General features: G+C 59.7%; 17 protein-coding genes. 6 read left to right on the top strand and 11 right to left on the bottom strand.

The window, feature by feature from the left end; genetic code table 11:
- Positions 1-203: 203 nt before the first annotated feature.
- From FHW68_RS22175 to FHW68_RS22165, 3 genes are all read right to left on the bottom strand, one after another.
- A complete protein-coding gene (locus tag FHW68_RS22175; protein ID WP_095633947.1) occupies positions 204-1,307 on the bottom strand; it encodes an NADH:flavin oxidoreductase in 1,104 nt (367 codons plus the stop codon).
- A gap of 210 nt (positions 1,308-1,517) precedes the next feature.
- On the bottom strand, positions 1,518-2,000 hold the full coding sequence (locus FHW68_RS22170) for a glutathione peroxidase (protein ID WP_095633948.1): 483 nt from the start codon (positions 1,998-2,000) through the stop codon (positions 1,518-1,520).
- Between the two features lie 123 nt (positions 2,001-2,123).
- Positions 2,124-2,609: a peptidylprolyl isomerase gene (locus tag FHW68_RS22165; RefSeq protein WP_095633949.1), complete on the bottom strand. Its 486-nt coding sequence runs from the start codon at positions 2,607-2,609 to the stop codon at positions 2,124-2,126.
- Between FHW68_RS22165 and FHW68_RS22160 the strand changes: the two genes are divergently transcribed.
- The 3 genes from FHW68_RS22160 (at position 2,608) to FHW68_RS22150 (ending at position 5,999) form a co-directional block, all read left to right on the top strand.
- Entirely contained in the window at positions 2,608-2,916 is a 309-nt protein-coding gene (locus FHW68_RS22160; protein WP_183683121.1) for a DUF3565 domain-containing protein, read from the top strand. The two genes, FHW68_RS22165 and FHW68_RS22160, sit on opposite strands and share 2 nt — an antisense overlap.
- A 74-nt stretch (positions 2,917-2,990) precedes the next feature.
- A complete protein-coding gene (pta, locus tag FHW68_RS22155) occupies positions 2,991-5,090 on the top strand; it encodes a phosphate acetyltransferase (RefSeq protein ID WP_095633951.1) in 2,100 nt (699 codons plus the stop codon).
- Positions 5,091-5,999, top strand: a complete 909-nt coding sequence (locus tag FHW68_RS22150; RefSeq protein WP_183683113.1) for an acyltransferase — start codon at positions 5,091-5,093, stop codon at positions 5,997-5,999.
- 159 nt (positions 6,000-6,158) lie between these two features.
- Here FHW68_RS22150 and cysN read toward each other — a convergent pair whose 3' ends face one another.
- The 4 genes from cysN to FHW68_RS22130 all read right to left on the bottom strand — a co-directional run bounded on the left by cysN (position 6,159) and on the right by FHW68_RS22130 (position 10,490).
- Positions 6,159-8,057 (bottom strand): sulfate adenylyltransferase subunit CysN, encoded by a 1,899-nt coding sequence (gene cysN, locus FHW68_RS22145; protein WP_095634820.1) that lies wholly within the window; start codon positions 8,055-8,057, stop codon positions 6,159-6,161.
- A gap of 53 nt (positions 8,058-8,110) precedes the next feature.
- The gene (locus FHW68_RS22140) at positions 8,111-8,452 is read right to left on the bottom strand and encodes a four helix bundle protein (RefSeq protein ID WP_007901593.1); all 342 of its coding nucleotides are present in this window, start codon (positions 8,450-8,452) and stop codon (positions 8,111-8,113) included.
- Positions 8,453-8,556: 104 nt separating this feature from the next.
- Positions 8,557-9,474: a sulfate adenylyltransferase subunit CysD gene (gene cysD / locus FHW68_RS22135; protein ID WP_183683110.1), complete on the bottom strand. Its 918-nt coding sequence runs from the start codon at positions 9,472-9,474 to the stop codon at positions 8,557-8,559.
- Positions 9,475-9,731: 257 nt separating this feature from the next.
- A complete protein-coding gene (locus tag FHW68_RS22130; RefSeq protein WP_095634822.1) occupies positions 9,732-10,490 on the bottom strand; it encodes a Nif3-like dinuclear metal center hexameric protein in 759 nt (252 codons plus the stop codon).
- A gap of 103 nt (positions 10,491-10,593) precedes the next feature.
- On the opposite strand from FHW68_RS22130, the gene algW reads away from it, so the two are divergent.
- From algW to FHW68_RS22115, 3 genes are all read left to right on the top strand, one after another.
- Complete coding sequence (gene algW / locus FHW68_RS22125) at positions 10,594-11,754, top strand: Do family serine endopeptidase AlgW (RefSeq protein WP_095634823.1); 1,161 nt, start codon at positions 10,594-10,596, stop codon at positions 11,752-11,754.
- A gap of 110 nt (positions 11,755-11,864) precedes the next feature.
- The gene (locus FHW68_RS22120) at positions 11,865-13,970 is read left to right on the top strand and encodes a TonB-dependent siderophore receptor (RefSeq protein ID WP_183683107.1); all 2,106 of its coding nucleotides are present in this window, start codon (positions 11,865-11,867) and stop codon (positions 13,968-13,970) included.
- A gap of 13 nt (positions 13,971-13,983) precedes the next feature.
- On the top strand, positions 13,984-14,715 hold the full coding sequence (locus FHW68_RS22115; RefSeq protein WP_095634825.1) for a DUF4198 domain-containing protein: 732 nt from the start codon (positions 13,984-13,986) through the stop codon (positions 14,713-14,715).
- 123 nt (positions 14,716-14,838) lie between these two features.
- On the opposite strand, the gene hisC is transcribed toward FHW68_RS22115, so the two are convergent.
- The 4 genes from hisC to murA all read right to left on the bottom strand — a co-directional run bounded on the left by hisC (position 14,839) and on the right by murA (position 19,373).
- Positions 14,839-15,891, bottom strand: a complete 1,053-nt coding sequence (hisC, locus tag FHW68_RS22110; RefSeq protein WP_183683104.1) for a histidinol-phosphate transaminase — start codon at positions 15,889-15,891, stop codon at positions 14,839-14,841.
- A gap of 2 nt (positions 15,892-15,893) precedes the next feature.
- The gene (gene hisD / locus FHW68_RS22105) at positions 15,894-17,219 is read right to left on the bottom strand and encodes a histidinol dehydrogenase (protein ID WP_095634827.1); all 1,326 of its coding nucleotides are present in this window, start codon (positions 17,217-17,219) and stop codon (positions 15,894-15,896) included.
- 124 nt (positions 17,220-17,343) lie between these two features.
- A complete protein-coding gene (gene hisG / locus FHW68_RS22100; RefSeq protein ID WP_007901570.1) occupies positions 17,344-17,979 on the bottom strand; it encodes an ATP phosphoribosyltransferase in 636 nt (211 codons plus the stop codon).
- 128 nt (positions 17,980-18,107) lie between these two features.
- Entirely contained in the window at positions 18,108-19,373 is a 1,266-nt protein-coding gene (murA, locus tag FHW68_RS22095) for a UDP-N-acetylglucosamine 1-carboxyvinyltransferase (protein WP_095634828.1), read from the bottom strand.
- Positions 19,374-19,377: the final 4 nt, after the last annotated feature.

Below are 19,377 nucleotides of genomic sequence, written 5' to 3'. Positions count from 1 at the left end.
GTTTTCCTAGGTCGATGGCGGCGATAGCTACGTTGTTCATGGCAATGATCTCCGATGAGCCCCCGGTGAAAGCTTAGTGGGCGATCACAGGGGGGGAGGCGGGGGTAGCCATTTCATTAGGTTAGCGTCGCTCGCAATATGGCGAACGACACAAATTCTGTAGGAGCGAGGCTTGCCCGCGAAGAGGCCCTTCCAGACGCTACTTAAACCAGCGTCATCAACGCCTCACGGCTGAACGGCAAAATGTCCTGCTCCCGACCGTCGCGCACTTTCTGCGCCCAGTCCGGGTCCACCAGCAAGGCACGCCCCACTGCCACCAGATCGAATTCATCATTATTCAAACGCTCCAGCAGTTTTTCCAGGCTGGCCGGTTGCGCGATCTTGTCGGTGTTGACCATGAACTGCAGGAACTCGCCATCCAGGCCGACGCTGCCGACAGTGATCGTCGGTTTGCCGGTGAGCTGGCGGGTCCAGCCGGCCAGGTTGAGTTGGGAACCGTCGAATTCAGGCTCCCAGAAACGCCGCGTCGAGCAATGGAAAATGTCCACGCCAGCGTCGGACAATGGCTTGAGGAACTCGCCCAAAGCTTGCGGGGTTTGCACTAAACGTGCGGTGTAGTCCTGCTGCTTCCACTGGGAGAAACGGAAGATGATCGGGAACCCCTCACCGACCGCTGCGCGCACCGCCTCAACCAATTCGATGGCGAAGCGCGAACGGTTCGCCAGGCTGCCACCGTATTCGTCAGTGCGCTGATTGCTGCCTTCCCAGAAAAACTGGTCTACCAGATAGCCGTGGGCACCGTGGATTTCCACGCCGTCCATGCCGATGCTCTGAGCATCCCTGGCGGCTTGGGCGAACGCGGCGATCACGTCCTGAATATCGTCCTTGGTCATGCCATGAACCACGACCTGACCGTCCTTCAATTTTTCCGTCGGACCGTAGCCCGGCACGCTGGCGTCCGGTTCGGTGCCGATGCGGCGCACGCTGCCCACATGCCACAGTTGCGGAACGATCTTGCCGCCTTCGGCATGCACTGCATCAACGACTTTCTTCCAGCCGGCCAAAGCCGCTTCACCATAGAAATGCGGCACGTTCGGATAGCCGTTGGAGGCCTTGTGACCGACGGTGGTGCCTTCGGTGATGATCAAACCCACCCCGGCAGCGGCGCGACGACGGTAGTACTCGACCACTTTGGAATCAGGCACGCCGCCCGGCGAAAACGAGCGGGTCATCGGCGCCATGACGACGCGGGTCGGCAACTCGAGAGCGCCAAGACGAAAAGGCTTGAACAGGGCTTTGACAGGCATGGGACGCTCCACGGGACATAGACTTTATGACGGCGATAATATGCGGCGCGGCAAGCGATGCACAGCACTATTGATTGCGGTGATTAAGGTCTAAAAGATAAGAAGCATTGCAGGAGCGAGGCTTGCCCGCGAAGGCGTCATGTCGGTCGATATCAATGTTGAATGACATGACGCTTTGCCGGCAAGCCTCGCTCCTACACAGAGGGGATGTCAGCCCAGCGCTTTTTCGATCGCCTGGATGACAGCAGGATCATCCGGCGCCGTACGCGGCGAGAACCGCGCCAGCACGCGACCGTCCTTGCCCAGCAGGAATTTCTCGAAGTTCCAGGTGATGTCGCCCGGGAATTCCGCACCTTCACCCGCCAACAGTTTGTATAACTGATGACGTTCATGACCGTTGACTTCCAGCTTGCTGGACAATGGAAAGGTCACGCCATAGTTGAGGCTGCAGAATGTCTGGATCTCTTGCTCGGTACCCGGTTCCTGTCCGGCAAACTGGTTGCACGGCAGACCCAGCACACTGAAACCCTTGTCCTTGTATTGCTGGTAGAGTTTTTCCAGCGCCGCATACTGTGGCGTCAAACCACATTTGGAGGCGACGTTGACCACCAGCACGACATGCCCCTTGAAGGGCGCCAAAGGTAGCTCCTGGCCATCCAGGGCTGTCAGTTTAAGGTCGTGAAAAGCACTCATGACGAACTCCAAATTCCAGTGTTCTTCTCAAAACAGCCACTTGGCGGTGCCATCAACGACAGCCGCGGACTAAAAAGGCGCCCTCAGGCGCCTCTCCAGCTCTCGAAAGCTTAGCGCAGAAAATCAGTGGTGATGGCCACCTTCGCCATGGACGTGACCATGAGCGATTTCTTCCTGGCTGGCGTCACGGATGTCGACGATCTTGACCTGGAAATTCAGGCGCTGACCGGCCAACGGGTGGTTGCCGTCGACAGTGACATCGTTGCCGTCCAGATCGCGAATGGTGACGATCTGCATCTGGCCATCCGGAGCGGATGCGTGGAACTGCATGCCCACTTCCAACTCATCGACGCCTTCGAAATTCTTGCGGTCCAGGGTACTGACCAGTTCCGCGGAGTATTCGCCGTAGGCGTCTTCAGGTTCTACGGCGACCTTCAGTTCGTCACCGACTGCTTTGCCTTCCAGTGCTTTTTCCAGGCCCGGGATGATGTTACCTGCGCCATGCAGATAGACCAGCGGCGCGCCGCCGGCGGAGCTGTCGATGACCTTACCAGCGTCGTCGGTCAGGGTATAGTCGATAGAGACAGCCTTATTGGCGGCGATCAGCATGGGGCGAAACCTTTTGTATAAGAATGATGAATGTCCAAGTTTAGCGAAGCAATCGGCCGAAAGCGAACACAACCCGGACAGACGGGGTGCGACAAAAGGATCGACGGTCACAGGCTTCCATCAGGATGAAGACGGACACTGGGTAGCCGAGCTTTCCTGTGGCCATACTCAGCATCTGCGCCACCAGCCGCCCTGGCAATCCCGAGCCTGGGTGCTGGACCCTGCGTTACGTCAGGAAAAAATAGGCCTGCCCTTTGATTGCGGATGGTGCGCACAAGGCTCGGTTAGCGATAACCTTGACGACTGAATATCGGTAGATCGTCATTTATAGATGATCACCTGGCGGCCACGACTGCCCACATGCACCTGCAGAGAATCCGCATGCAAACTTTTTTTATCGCGCCCACCGATTTTGGTGTGGGTCTGACCTCCATCAGCCTCGGGCTGGTGCGTACGCTTGAGCGGGCCGGCCTCAAAGTGGGCTTTTTCAAACCGATTGCCCAGCCGCACCCAGGCGATACGGGCCCTGAACGCTCCACCGAACTGGTGGCCCGCACCCACGGTTTGAAACCGCCTCAGCCGTTGGGCCTGGCCCATGTCGAGCGGATGCTCGGCGACGGTCAGCTGGATGAACTGCTGGAAGAAATCATCACCCTTTATCAGCAAGCCGCTGTCGGCAAAGACGTGCTGATCGTCGAAGGCATGGTCCCGACCCGCAGCGCCAGCTACGCTGCGCGGGTCAACCTGCATTTGGCCAAGAGCCTGGACGCCGACGTGATTCTGGTCTCGGCACCGGAAAACGAAGTGCTGACTGAGTTATCCGGCCGGGTAGAGTTGCAGGCGCAATTGTTCGGCGGGCCGAAAGACCCGAAAGTCCTGGGCGTGATTCTCAACAAGGTAAAGACCGACGAAAGCATGGAGGCCTTCGCCTCGCGCCTGAAGGAACACTCGCCGTTGTTGCGCAGTGGCGACTTCCGCCTGCTCGGCTGCATCCCGTATCAACCGGAATTGAACGCACCGCGCACCCGCGACGTGGCCGACCTGATGGGCGCTCAAGTGCTCAACGCCGGCGATTACGAAACCCGGCGCATGACCAAAATCATCATCTGCGCGCGAACCATGCGCAACACCGTGGAATTGCTTAAACCCGGTGTGCTGGTGGTAACCCCCGGCGATCGTGACGACATCATCCTTGCCGTCAGCCTGGCAGCGATGAACGGCGTGCCCCTGGCTGGCCTGTTGCTGACCAGCGACACCCTGCCCGACCCACGCATCATGGATCTGTGCCGTGGCGCCTTGCAGGCCGGCCTGCCGGTGTTGTCGGTCAGCACCGGTTCCTACGAGACCGCCAACCAGTTGAACGGTCTGAACAAGGAAATTCCGATCGACGACCGCGAACGTGCGGAGATCATCACCGATTTCGTCGCCAGCCACCTCGACGCCAACTGGCTGCACCAGCGCTGCGGCACGCCACGGGAAATGCGCCTGTCGCCAGCGGTGTTCCGCTACCAGTTGATCCAGCGCGCCCAAGCCGCCAACAAGCGCATCGTGTTGCCCGAAGGCAGCGAGCCGTTGACCGTGCAGGCCGCCGCGATCTGCCAGGCCCGCGGCATTGCCCGTTGCGTGTTGCTGGCCAAACCGGCGGACGTCGAAGCGGTCGCACGCGCCCAAGGCATCGAGTTGCCGCCGGGGCTGGAAATCCTCGATCCGGACCTGATTCGCGAGCGTTACGTCGAACCAATGGTTGCCCTGCGCAAGACTAAAAGCCTCAACGCGCCGATGGCCGAGCAACAACTGGAAGACACCGTGGTGATCGGCACCATGATGCTGGCGCTGGATGAAGTCGACGGGCTGGTGTCCGGGGTCATTCACTCCACCGCCAACACCATCCGCCCCGCCTTGCAACTGATCAAGACCGCGCCAGGCTGCACCCTGGTATCTTCGGTGTTCTTCATGCTGTTTCCGGAAGAAGTGCTGGTTTACGGCGACTGCGTGATGAACCCGCACCCGAGTGCCAGCGAACTGGCCGAGATTGCCCTGCAAAGCGCCGATTCGGCCGCAGCGTTTGGCATCACGCCGCGCGTGGCGATGATCAGTTACTCCAGTGGCGAGTCAGCCAGCGGTGAAGAAGTCGAGAAAGTTCGTGAAGCCACACTGCTCGCCCACGAACAGCAAAACTCGCTGCTGATCGACGGCCCGTTGCAGTACGACGCCGCCGCCAACGAAACCGTTGCCCGGCAACTGGCGCCGAACAGCCAGGTGGCCGGTCGTGCCACGGTGTTCGTGTTCCCCGACTTGAACACCGGCAACACCACCCACAAAGCCGTGCAGCGCAGCGCCGACTGCGTCAGCCTCGGGCCGATGCTGCAAGGCTTGCGCAAACCGGTGAACGACCTGCCGCGCGGCGCGCAGGTCGACGACATCGTCTACACCATCGCGTTGACCGCGATCCAAGCTGCCAACCGACCGATGGATGTTTAAATGCTGGATTTTCTACCTGCACCCGTGCGCGGCGTGATCGCCTCGCTGTTGTTGGCACTGAACACGATTGTCTGCTGCACGCCGCTGTTCGTGGTGGCGATCTTCAAACTGCTGCTGCCCTTTCCCGCCGCCCAGCGTTTCACCAACTGGCTGATGGGCCACATCCACGAAACCTGGATCAGCAACAACAAAGCCTGGATGGACCTGCTCGGGCACACGCGCTGGCAGCTCAGCGGGCTGGAAGGTCTGGACTATCAGCACTCGTATTTGATCACCAGCAACCACCAGAGCTGGGTCGACATCATGGTGTTGCAGTACGTGCTGAACCGGAAGATTCGCCCGCTGAAGTTCTTCCTCAAACAGCAGCTGATCTGGGTGCCGGTGATTGGCCTGGCGTGGTGGGCGCTCGGTTTTCCGTTCATGAAGCGTTATTCCAAGGCCTATCTGGAGAAGCATCCCGAGAAGAAAGGCAAAGACCTGGAAACCACCCGCAAGACCTGCGACAAGTTCCGCCATAACCCGGTGGGGATTTTCAACTTCGTCGAAGGCACGCGCTTCACCGAGGGCAAGCACGTACAGCAGAGCTCACCGTTCCGCTACCTGCTCAAGCCGAAAGCGGGTGGCATTGCCTTCGTGCTGGATGCCATGGGCGACCAGCTGGAAGCCATCGTCAACGTGACCATTCACTATCCGGCGGGGCGTCCGGGTTATTGGGATTTGCTCTGTGGGAACGTGAAGGATGTGGTCGTGCATTTTCAGGAGCTGAAGATTCCACCGCAGTTCGTTGGCAAGAACTACGACCAGGATGGGGTGTATCGGCTTGAGTTTCAGGGCTGGATCAATCAGCTGTGGAACGACAAGGATGCGTTGCTGGGGCAGATGCACCGTGAGTATCCCGCCAAGGTTTGAGGTGTTTGTACCGGCCTCTTCGCGGGCAAGCCTCGCTCCTACAAGTCGGGGTGATTGCAATTAACCTGGAGCGAGGCTTGCCCGCGAAGGCGTCCTCCCAGACACAAAAAAACCCGCCGATGATCACTCATCGGCGGGTTTCTTTTTACCGGCTAACGCTTAGATCGCGCCACGCTGACGCAGCAGATCCAGCACTTGCCTGACGCTTTCTTCCACCGACAGCGACTGGGTGTCGATTACCAGATCGGCATTCAGCGGCACGTCGTAGGGGAAGGATTCGCCCGGAATGTTGTCGCCACCCGCCGCGTACAGACCTTGCGGATCACGCTCGGCACAGACCGTCGGAGAGGCCTGGACGTAGACCGTCAGCAGACGCTCTTTGCCGATCAGTTCCCTGGCCTGCTCACGACCTTCAGCACTCGGTGCAACGAAGGCCGCCAGGGTCAGCAGACCGGCTTCGTTGAACTGCCGGGCGACGTGCGCCGCACGACGCCAGTTTTCGGTACGCCCGGCGCGATCATGTGGCAGACCTTTGTTCAGGTCATGACGCAGGTTCTGGCCATCGAGCACGAACACCGCGCGGCCCATGTCGAACAACTTGCGTTCAACCGCGTAGGCCAGGGTGCTTTTGCCCGCGCCCGACAAGCCGCTGAACAACACGGTGGCCGGTTGCTGACCAAAGCGCTGGGCACGTTCTTCGGTAGCCACATGCGCCAGTTTGCCGTGGTGGGTGCTGCTGCCATGGCTCAACGGCTGGGCGATGATCATGCCGGCCGCGACCGTGCCGTTGGTCAGTCGATCGATGACGATGAACGAACCGGTGGTGCGGTTGCTGTCGTAACCGTCCAGCGCGATGGCCGCGTCGAGGCTGATCTTGACCCGACCGATCTCGTTCAACTGCAGCGAGCTAGCGGGACCTTCGGCCAGGGTGTTCACGTCCACGCGATTGACGATGCTGGTGATCGAACCCGGCACGTAGGTCGTGGCGCGTTTGATGTCGTATTTCTTGCCCGGCAGCATCGGCTCTTCGGCCATCCACACCAGCATGGCGTCGAAGGCGTCAGTCACTTGCGGCTGATTGTCGGCATGCACCAGCAAGTCGCCCCGGGAAATGTCGATTTCGTCTTCCATGGTCAGCGTCACCGCTTGACCGGGACCGGCATGCTCCAGTTCACCTTCGAAGGTGACAATGGATTTAACGCGGCTGCTCTTGCCCGACGGCAACACCACGACTTCGTCGCCCTTGTGCACGATGCCGCTGGCCAGGGTGCCGGCGAAACCACGGAAGTTCAGGTTCGGACGGTTGACGTACTGCACCGGGAAACGCAGGTCGGTGTAGTTGCGATCGCTGGCGATCTCGACGGTTTCGAGAATTTCCATCAGCGACTGGCCGGTGTACCAGGGCGAGCGCTCGGACTTGTTCACGACGTTGTCGCCCTTGAGCGCGGACATCGGCACGAACGCCATGGTGGTCGGCTTGAATGCGATGCCTTCGGCGAACTTCAGGTAATCGGCCTTGATCGACTCGAACACGCTTTCGTCGAAGCCGTTGAGGTCCATCTTGTTGATGGCGACAACGATGTGCTTGATGCCCAGCAACGAGGCGATAAAGCTGTGGCGACGAGTCTGCGTCTGCACGCCGTAGCGGGCGTCGACCAGGATGATCGCCAGGTCACAGGTGGAGGCACCGGTGGCCATGTTGCGGGTGTACTGCTCATGGCCGGGGGTATCGGCGATGATGAATTTGCGTTTGGCGGTGGAGAAATAACGGTAGGCGACATCAATGGTGATGCCCTGCTCACGCTCGGCCTGCAAGCCGTCGACCAGCAACGCCAGGTCGATGTCTTCACCGGTGGTGCCCACTTTTTTCGAGTCGCGGGTGATGGCTTCCAGGTGATCTTCGTAGATCATCTTGGAGTCGTGCAGCAGGCGCCCGATCAGGGTGCTCTTGCCGTCGTCGACGTTGCCACAGGTCAGAAAGCGCAGCATTTCCTTGCGTTCGTGCTGGCCCAGGTAGGCGAGGATGTCCTCGCTGATCAAATCAGATGCGTGACTCATTGCATTCGAGCTCCAAGCTGTAAGCTTCAAGCGGCAAGCTTGTCGGCGTACAGCTACTCAGAAATTTTGTTGATCAAGCCGCATAGCATTCTTGAAAGCTCGCGGGTTTCTGTAATCCAATCGTCAGCCAGAGGATCAGCGATGTAGGCAATTTCACGGCCGATGAGGATCTGAGTGCGCAACTCACCGCATGAAGCTTTCGCCACCCAAAGAAAATGTACTTTTTCCTTGGGACCACAACGCTCCATTCCTTCAGCAATATTGGAAGGCACCGAAAGTGCAGAGCGGGTAATTTGATCCTTGAAGCCAAAGTCCCCACATCTCGACAACTCTCTATAGATCCTTACTGCCAAACACTTGCTTCTCTGCCAGACAATCAGCTTCTCGAAATCCATTGCGAGTCATCCGATAACGGCTCGCAACACCCAGCTGCAAGCATCAAACTGCGAAATTACGCGTACCGCCCTTAACTTGCAGCTTGCCGCTTGTAACTCGAAGCTTAAAAGTATCCCTGACGTTTCTTTTCTTCCATCGAACCGGCGCCATCGTGATCGATGACCCGGCCCTGGCGTTCGGAAGTTCGCGTCAGGAGCATTTCCTGAATGATGTCGGTCAGGCTGGTGGCCTCGGACTCGACCGCACCGGTCAACGGGTAGTCGCCCAGCGTACGGAAACGGACCTTCTTCTTGACGATGCGCGCCTTGTCTTCATCGCTCAGGTGGTTGAGCAGGCGCTCGTCGTCGATCATGATCCAGGTGCCATTCATCTCGATAACGTCGCGCTCGGCTGCAAAATACAGCGGCACGATCGGGATGCCTTCGAGGTAGATGTACTGCCAGATGTCCAGCTCGGTCCAGTTCGACAACGGGAATACGCGGATCGATTCGCCCTTGTTGACGTTGCCGTTGTAGACGTTCCACAACTCGGGACGCTGGTTTTTCGGGTCCCAGCGGTGCTTGGTGTCACGGAAGGAATACACGCGCTCCTTGGCCCGGGATTTCTCTTCGTCGCGACGGGCGCCACCGAATGCGGCGTCGAAACCATGCTTGTCGAGGGCCTGCTTGAGGCCTTCGGTCTTCATGATATCGGTGTGCTTGGCACTGCCATGGGTGAGCGGGTTGATACCCTGCGCAACGCCCTCGGGATTCACGTGCACCAGCAGGTCCAGGCCGAGTTCTTCGACCATGCGGTCGCGGAACGCGTACATTTCCTTGAACTTCCACTGGGTGTCGACGTGCATCACCGGAAACGGAAGTTTGCCCGGGAAGAACGCCTTGCGTGCCAGGTGCAGCATCACGGCGGAGTCTTTACCGACGGAGTACAGCATCACCGGGTTATCGAACTCGGCGGCGACCTCGCGGATGATGTGGATGCTTTCGGCCTCCAGCTGTTTGAGATGCGTCAGTTTGTCGACCATGGCTACTCACGAAAACGATCTTATGGACGGCCTGCGGGCCGTGTTCGAGCGGGGAATCCTAGCACAGCGCTCTCTTCTAATCAGGCCGCGGACTAGATCGAAAGGGTATATGAATATACCCCCTCGTTTGGGGCTCTCCCCCTGTAGGAGCGAGGCTTGCCCGCGAAGAACGATTACGCGGTATGCCTGATGCACCGCGTTATCGTTCTCCGCGGGCAAGCCTCGCTCCTACAGGCCAACCCCCTTCAGTTTTGAAATCAAATAGGGTTCGGGCAATCGATGAAGATATGCTCGAGCGCGAAACGTCGCGCCAGGTAATCGCCCAAAGCCTGCACGCCGTAACGTTCAGTGGCGTGATGGCCGGCAGCGATGAAGCTGATGTCGTTTTCCCGGGCGCTGTGGAACGTTTGCTCGGAGGCCTCGCCGCTGAGGTACAGATCGACGCCGGCCAATACCGCCTGATCAATGTACCCCTGGCCGCCACCGGTGCACCAACCGACCCGACGAATCATCGCGCTGCCTTCGATCAGCAATGGCTCGCGCCCCATGACTTCCTGCACGCGACGGGCGAAATCGCGAGGAGTCATCGGTTCGCTCAACGAACCGACCAGGCCAACGACTTTCAGATTATCCGGATCCAGCGGGCCTTCGACGGTGATGTCCAGTTGCCGGGCAAGCTGCACGTTGTTCCCGACTTCCGGGTGCAGATCCAGCGGCAAGTGGTAGGACAGCAGGCTGATATCGTGCTTGAGCAGGGTTTTCAACCGGCGCTGCTTCATGCCGGTGATGCACGGGTTCTCGCCTTTCCAGAAATAGCCGTGATGCACCAGCACCAGATCGGCCTGGGCCTCCACCGCGGCGTCCAGCAACGCCTGGCTTGCGGTAACCCCACTGACGATGCGCATCACTTGCGGCCGGCCTTCGACCTGCAAACCATTAGGGCAGTAATCGGCGATCTTCGCACTTGCCAGGTAGCGGTCGGCTTCTTCGACCAGAGTACTCAGGGCAACGGCCATAAAAGACTCCTAAATATCCCGTTCAGAGGCACGCGCGGCCTCGTATAATGCGCGACATTATGGGCGGTCTCACACCGCCTGCAACCTTTGTAGGACTTGCTTAATGCTCAAGGCGCTGCGTTTTTCCGGCTGGCCGCTGTTAGCCGGCGTTCTTATCGCTCTATTGATTATGCAGCGTTATCCGCAATGGGTCGGGCTACCGAACCTGGATGTCAATCTGCAGCAAGCCCCACAAACCCTCGGTCTGCAGCAGGGCCCGGTGTCCTATGCAGACGCGGTGACCACGGCTGCGCCGTCGGTGGTCAATCTGTACACCACCAAAGTGGTCAACAAGCCCAGCCATCCGCTGTTCGAAGATCCGCAGTTCCGCCGCTTCTTCGGCGACAACTCGCCCAAGCAGAAGCGCATGGAATCGAGCCTCGGTTCGGGGGTGATCATGAGCCCGGAAGGTTACCTGCTGACCAACAACCACGTGACCAGCGGTGCCGACCAGATCGTGGTGGCGCTCAAGGACGGTCGTGAAACCCTGGCCCGGGTTATCGGCAGCGACCCGGAAACCGACCTCGCGGTATTGAAGATCGACCTGAAAAACCTGCCATCGATCACCGTCGGCCGCTCCGACAACATCCGCATCGGCGATGTGGCCCTGGCCATCGGCAACCCCTTCGGCGTCGGTCAGACCGTGACCATGGGCATCATCAGCGCCACCGGGCGCAATCAGCTGGGGCTGAACAACTACGAAGACTTCATCCAGACCGACGCCGCGATCAACCCCGGCAACTCCGGCGGTGCGCTGGTGGACGCCAATGGCAACCTGACCGGCATCAACACGGCGATCTTCTCCAAGTCCGGCGGTTCTCAGGGCATCGGCTTCGCCATCCCGGTCAAACTGGCGATGGAAGTGATGAAGTCGATCATCGAACACGGCCAGGTGATTCGCGGCTGGCTCGGTATCGAAGTGCAACCGTTGAGTCAGGAACTGGCGGAATCGTTTGGGCTGTCCGGGCGTCCGGGGATCGTGGTTGCGGGGATTTTCCGTGACGGCCCGGCACAGAAGGCCGGCCTGCAATTGGGCGATGTGATCCTGAGCATCGACGGTGAACCGGCCGGCGACGGTCGCCGCTCGATGAACCAGGTAGCGCGAATCAAGCCGACCGACAAGGTCACCATACAGGTGATGCGCAACGGTAAAGAGCTCAAGCTCACGGCGGAGATCGGTCTGCGTCCGCCACCCGCGCCGATCAAGGAAAAAGAAGGCGAGTAAGCCGCCAGGAGCTGCGCCCTCAGCAGCTCCATAACTGCGAAGCTGTTAACAGCAGACATTCTCATTAGGCATGTTATATTGTTTCAATAAAATTATTGGAACAACATAACATGTCGTCTCGAACAATGGCTTCCCTCGCAGGCCTGGCCCTCGGTTTGCTGGGGAATCCGGTCTTCGCCGAAGAATCGAAAACCGTTGAACTGGACGCCATCAGCGTCACCTCCGACTACGAATCCCCCACCGGCCCGGTCAAGGGTTACCGCGCCACGCGCTCCTCCAGTGCAACCAAAACCGACACGGCCATTCGCGATATCCCGCAATCGATCAGTGTGGTTCCCGTCAGTGTGCTCAAGGACCTGGGCAGCACCAGCGTCGAGCGCGCACTGGAATTTGCCGGCGGTGTGTCGAAGCAGAACAACTTCGGCGGCCTGACGCTCTACGAATACAGCGTTCGCGGCTTCACCACGTCGGAGTTCTACAAGGACGGCTTCAGTGCCAACCGCGGCTATCCAAGCACGCCGGACGTGGCCAACATCGAACGCGTCGAAGTGCTCAAAGGCCCGGCCGCCAGCCTCTACGGTCGTGGCGATCCGGGCGGCACGGTGAACATCGTCACCAAGAAACCCCAGCCTGAAGCCTTCACCACGCTGCAAACCAGCGCTGGCAGCTGGGATCGCTATCGCACCGCGGTGGACGTCAATACGCCACTGGATGATCAGGGCAACGTTCTGTCCCGCGTGAACCTGGCCGTCGAGGACAACCACAGCTTTCGCGATCATGTCGACAGCCAGCGTGTGTTCGTTGCGCCTTCCTTCAGCTGGCAACTGAACCCGGACACCAGCCTGTTGGTGGAAAGCGAATTCGTGCGCCACAGCTCGACCTTCGATCGCGGTGTCGTCGCGCCGAACAACAAATGGAGCGGCGTCTCCCGTTCGACTTTCCTTGGCGAACCCAACGATGGCGATATCGACAACCACAACAATCTGCTGCAAGCCGCCCTCGAACATCAGCTCAACGACCGCTGGAAACTGCGCCTCGCCAGCCATTACAAAGAAGGCAAACTCTGGGGCTTCGCCTCCGAAAGTCGTCCCTTGAACGCCGACGGCCATACCGTCAACCGTCGCTATCGTGAGCGCGATTCCAACTGGCATGACAGCATCACTCAACTCGAGCTGCGCGGTTTGTTCGACATCGGCAGTTGGCAACACGAACTGCTGATCGGCAGCGAATACGAGAATTTCCGCAAGAACGAACGGGTCACGACCATTGCCGGCGGCCCTTACGCGGTCGATATCTATCGACCGATCTACGGCCAGCCGAAACCCAATGGCGCACGCTCAGGGACTGACTTCTTCGAGCATGTAGAAAGCCGGGCGCTGAACCTTCAGGACCAGATCGTCTTCACCGACAAACTGCGCGGCTTGCTCGGTGCGCGCGTCGAACATTTCGAACAAAGCATCGACGATCACAGCCGCAACGCCACCAGCCGCCAGCGCCACGACGCGCTGACCCAGCGAGCCGGTCTGCTCTACCAACTGACGCCCGAAGTGGGGTTATTCGCCAACGCCTCCACCTCATTCAAACCGAACAACGGCCTGGACGCCGCCGGTAAATCCTTCGACCCGGAAGAAGGCGTCGGTTACGAAGTCGGGGTCAAGAGTGAGCTGTTCGACGATCGCCTGAGCACCACCCTCGCCGCCTTCCATATCGAAAAGGAAAACGTCCTGGCCCTCGACCCAAGCACCGACTCCAGCCGCGCCATGGGCAAGGCCCGCAGCCAGGGGTTCGATTTGCAAGTCACCGGGCAAGTGACCGACGCCGTGCGAGTGATCGGTGCTTTCGCGTACATCGACGCCGAAGTCACCCAAGGCGACAAGGTGATTCCCACCGGCAGCCGAATTCTTGGCGTGGCCAAACGCAGCGGCAGTCTGTTGGGCGTTTATGAATTCCAGGACGGCCATCTGCGCGGTTCGGACCTTGGCGCAGCGTTCACCTATGTCGGCGATCGCTCGGGTGAAGCCGGCAGCGATTTCCAATTGCCGGCGTATCACACCGTGGATCTGCTGGCCCATTACAAGGCCAGCGAAAACCTCACCGTGGGCCTGAACCTGAACAACCTTTTCGACGAGAAATACTTCGAGCGCTCCTACAGCAACTACTGGGTCAATCCCGGAGAACCGCGCAATTTTACCCTCAGCCTGACACTCAACCTGTAAAAGGACGTCCACCATGCAACATCTGAAATCCCTGGCACTGCCTGGTCTGCTGCTCGGCCTGTTAAGCGCCAGTCAAGTCTCGGCCCACGGTCTCTGGACCGAACAACGTCGCAGCAACATCGAAGTCATCTACGGCCACGGCGCCGAAGACAACGCCTTCAAGGCGCAGAAAATCAGTGGCGCCTGGGCGTATGACGTTGCCGGAAAAATGATCCCGGTTGATGTGCAACGTCTGGCCGACCATGCCCGCCTGCAACCGTTGAAACCACCAGCAGTGATGGCGGTAGCGCTGAACAATGGCATGTGGTCGCAAACGGCGGATAAGCAATGGATCAACGAAGGACGCAGCAAAGTGCCGGGGGCCATCGAGTCGACCGAGACGTTCAAATACAGCCTGGCAATCTACCAGCCGGGGGCGAAGCTGCCGAAACTCGATCAGATGAAACTGCTGATTGTGCCGGAAGTTGATCCGCTAACCGTGGGGCCGGGTAAGTCGTTGCCGGTTCGAGTGCTGCTGGACGGTAAGCCGGCGGCGGGCGTGAAGTTGGTGGGCGACTATCGCAGCGCGCCGGATACGTTAAGCACCGAGACCGATGCAGAGGGTCGGGCGCAAGTATTGGTGCGTAATGAAGGGTTGAATGTGATTGCGGCGCAGGTGGAAGTTCCGCTGAAGGACAATCCGGATGTGGCGACACGTGGGCTGTTCACGTCGCTGACTTTTGTGGGCGAAGCGCATCACGATTAACCCGAATGATCGTTCCCACGCTCTGCGTGGGAATGCCGCCATGGATGCTCTGCGTCCACTGTGACGCGGAGCGTCACGGGATGCATTCCCACGCGGAGCATGGGAATGATCAGTCTGGGGGTTTTACAGGTCGCCCAGTGCGTCGATCAGTGCCTGATTCTGCTCCGGGGTACCGATGGTAATCCGCAGGAACTGGGCAATCCGTTCTTGCTTGAAGTGCCGCACGATCACGCCTTGTTCGCGCAACTTCGCCGCCAGCCCTGCCGCATCGTGCTTCGGATGACGGGCAAAAATGAAGTTTGCCGCCGAGGGCAGCACCTCAAATCCTTTCGCTTGCAGCTGCGCGACCACTTTCTCGCGACTTTCGATGACCAACCGGCAGGTCTTGTCGAAATACTCACGATCTTCGAACGCCGCGGCTGCCCCGACAATCGCCAGACGGTCCAGCGGGTAGGAGTTGAAGCTGTTCTTGATCCGCTCCAGCGCCTCGATCAGGTCCGGATGCCCGACCGCCAGGCCAACCCGCAGGCCTGCCAGTGAACGGGACTTGGACAGGGTCTGAGTCACCAACAGGTTCGGATACCGGTCTACCAGCGTGATCGCCGTTTCACCACCGAAATCGATGTAAGCCTCATCCACCACGATCACTGAATCCGGGCTGGCCTTGAGCATCTGCTCGACCGCGTCCAGCGCCAACAGGCAACCGGTCGGTGCGTTCGGATTCGGAAAAATGATCCCGCCATTCGGCTTGGCATAATCCGCCGGATTGATCTGGAACTGTTCATCCAGCGGCACCGCGTCGAATGCGATGCCGTACAAGCCGCAGTAAACCGGGTAGAAGCTGTAGCTGATGTCCGGGAACAACAACGGCTGATCATGTTGCAGCAAACCGTGGAAAATGTGCGCCAGGACTTCATCGGAACCGTTGCCGAGGAACACTTGATTGCCCTGCACGCCGTAGTACCTGGCGACAGCCTGCTTGAGCAGGTCGCTGTTCGGGTCCGGGTACAGACGCAGGTTGTCGTTCAGTTCGGTCTGCATCGCGGCCAACGCTTTGGGCGATGGGCCGTATGGGTTTTCGTTGGTGTTGAGCTTCACCAGTTTTGCCAGCTTCGGTTGCTCGCCCGGCACGTAAGGCACCAGGTTCTTGACGAAGGGACTCCAGAATTTACTCATGCTCAGCTGCCCTTCTTATCGTCAACGATGCGGTATTCGGCGCTGCGGGCGTGGGCGGTCAACGACTCGCCACGGGCCAGCACGGAAGCGGTTTTGCCCAGTTCGGAGGCACCCTGCTCTGAGCAGAAGATGATCGACGAACGTTTCTGGAAGTCATAAACACCCAGCGGCGAAGAGAAGCGCGCGGTGCCGGACGTTGGCAGCACGTGGTTCGGGCCAGCGCAATAATCGCCCAAGGCTTCGGACGTGTGGCGGCCCATGAAGATCGCGCCGGCGTGGCGGATCTGCGGCAACCAAGCCTGCGGGTCGGCAACCGACAACTCCAGGTGCTCGGGCGCAATACGGTTGGCCACTTCGATGGCTTGTTCCATGTCACGAACCTTGATCAGCGCACCGCGACCATTGATCGAGGTTTCGATGATTTCAGCGCGCTCCATGGTCGGCAGCAGTTTGGCGATGCTCGCCGCGACCTGGTCGAGGAACTCGGCATCCGGGCTGACCAGAATCGCCTGGGCGTCTTCGTCGTGCTCGGCCTGGGAAAACAGGTCCATGGCAATCCAGTCCGGATCGGTCTGGCCGTCACACACCACGAGGATCTCGGAGGGGCCGGCGATCATGTCGATGCCGACCTGACCGAACACGTGGCGCTTGGCGGTGGCGACATAGATGTTGCCAGGGCCGACAACCTTGTCGACCTTCGGCACGCTTTCGGTGCCGTAAGCCAGCGCCGCAACGGCCTGGGCGCCGCCGATGGTGAACACCCGGTCAACCCCGGCAATGCAGGCCGCGGCCAGCACCAGCTCGTTGATCTCGCCGCGCGGCGTCGGCACGACCATGACCACTTCGCTCACGCCGGCAACCTTGGCCGGAATGGCGTTCATCAGCACTGAAGACGGGTATGACGCTTTGCCGCCCGGCACATACAGACCGGCGCGATCCAGCGGCGTGACCTTCTGGCCCAACACCGTGCCGTCGGCTTCGGTGTAGCTCCAGGAATCCTGTTTTTGCTTTTCGTGGTAGCTGCGCACGCGAGTCGCGGCCTTTTCCAGGGCTTCACGCTGAGGCGCGGTGATGCGGGTCAGGGCCAGTTCCAGGCGTTCACGCGGCAGGATCAGGTCTGCCATGGAGTCGACCTGCAGGCCGTCGAACTTCTGGGTGAATTCCACCAGCGCTGCGTCGCCGCGCTCGCGCACCGCCTTGATGATGTCCAGCACCCGCTGATTGACCGAGTCGTCAGACACACTTTCCCAGCTCAGCAGATGATCCAGATGATGTGCGAAATCCGGGTCGGCAGCGTTGAGTCGGCGAATTGCAGTCGGTGCGGTCATAGCGAGAGCCTCATAGGATTGGCAAAAACTCAGGCGCCCGAAGCTAACATTCGATCCGCTTGGGCACCTGAGAATTCTGGCTATGAGGCGGATAGACGGCGCGACTCAAGGTCGCGCAGGTAAATCAGCCGCGGTGTCGAGACTCCACTGCCTTGCGCAGGGTGTCGATCAACGCCTGGATACGGGCGTGTTGCATTTTCATCGAAGCTTTGTTGACGATTAACCGCGAGCTGATGTCGGCAATGAAATCCTGGGGTTCCAGGCCATTGGCGCGCAGGGTGTTACCGGTGTCGACCACGTCGATGATCTTGTCTGCAAGACCGATCAGCGGCGCCAGCTCCATCGAGCCGTAGAGCTTGATGATGTCGACCTGACGGCCTTGCTCGGCGTAGTAACGCTTGGCGACGTTGACGAACTTGGTCGCTACCCGCAGACGGCCCTTGGGCTCGACATCACCGACACGGCCGGCGGTCATCAGCTTGCAGAGGGCAATTCGCAGGTCCAGAGGCTCGTACAGACCCTGGCCGCCGTATTCCATCAGCACATCTTTACCGGCGACACCGAGGTCCGCGGCACCATGCTCGACGTAGGTCGGCACATCGGTGGCGCGTACGATCAGCAGGCGCACATCGGCCTGGGTCGTGGGGATGATCAGCTTGCGGCTCTTGTCCGGATTCTCGGTCGGCACGATGCCCGCTTCAGCCAGAAGCGGCAGGGTGTCGTCAAGGATGCGGCCCTTGGACAGTGCGATAGTCAGCATGGGAAACGTCAGTCCTTATCAGGCTACTGATGCCCGGTCGCAAATGGCGCCGGACACACATCGAACCTGAAACAGGCTCGACTTGAAACGAATTCAACGGGCGCGTCCCTGCACCCTTGCAGCAGAAACTAGCCCGGTACGCGGCGAATCTTCGCGCCGAGCATCTGCAGTTTCTCTTCGATGCACTCGTAACCACGGTCGATGTGGTAGATGCGGTCGATCAGGGTATCGCCTTCGGCGATCAGCGCCGAGATCACCAGGCTGGCCGAAGCACGCAGGTCGGTGGCCATTACTGGCGCGCCCTTGAGCTTTTCGATACCGGTGACGATGGCGGTGTTGCCTTCGACCTGAATGTGAGCGCCCATGCGGTGCAGTTCGTAAACGTGCATGAAGCGGTTTTCGAAGATCGTCTCGATCACCGCACCAGTGCCTTCGGCAATAGCGTTGAGGGAGATGAACTGCGCCTGCATGTCGGTCGGGAACGCCGGGTATGGAGCGGTCCGCACGTTGACGGCTTTTGGCCGCTTGCCGTGCATGTTCAGCTCGATCCAGTCTTCGCCGCAGGTGATTTCAGCACCCGATTCGCGAAGCTTTTCCAGAACGGCTTCGAGAATGGTCGGATCAGTGTCCTTGACCTTCACGCGACCGCCGGTTACCGCTGCCGCCACCAGGTAGGTGCCGGTTTCGATACGGTCTGGCATTACTTTGTAGGTAGTCGGGTGCAGACGCTCGACGCCATCAATGGTGATGGTATCGGTGCCGGCACCGGAAACCTTCGCACCCATGGCGTTCAGGAAGTTCGCCAGGTCGACGACTTCAGGCTCGCGAGCGGCGTTTGCCAGCACGCTGCGGCCCTTGGCCAGAGCGGCAGCCATCATGATGTTCTCGGTACCGGTCACGCTGACGGTATCGAAGAAGAAGTGCGCACCACGCAGGCCACCTTCAGGAGCCTTGGCCTTGATGTAGCCACCTTCGACGTCGATCACCGCTCCCATGGCTTCGAGGCCACGGATGTGCAAGTCGACCGGACGCGAACCGATGGCGCAACCGCCAGGCAGTGCGACTTCGGCTTCACCGAAACGGGCAACCATCGGGCCCAGCACCAGGATCGAGGCACGCATGGTTTTCACCAGCTCGTACGGCGCGACCAGGGTCTTGATGGTGCGCGGGTCGATTTCGACGCTGAGCTTCTCGTCGATCACCGGCTCGATGCCCATGCGACCGAACAGCTCGATCATGGTCGTGATGTCGTGCAGGTGCGGCAGGTTGGCAACGGTCACCGGGCCATCACACAGCAGGGTTGCAGCCAGGATCGGCAAGGCAGAGTTCTTTGCCCCGGAGATGCGGATTTCGCCGTCAAGACGAGCACCGCCAGTAATAATCAATTTATCCATAAGA

It is taken from the genome of Pseudomonas sp. Tn43 (genome assembly GCF_014192635.1).
Classification (GTDB): domain Bacteria; phylum Pseudomonadota; class Gammaproteobacteria; order Pseudomonadales; family Pseudomonadaceae; genus Aquipseudomonas.
This window is presented reverse-complemented; position numbering and strand designations above follow the sequence as displayed.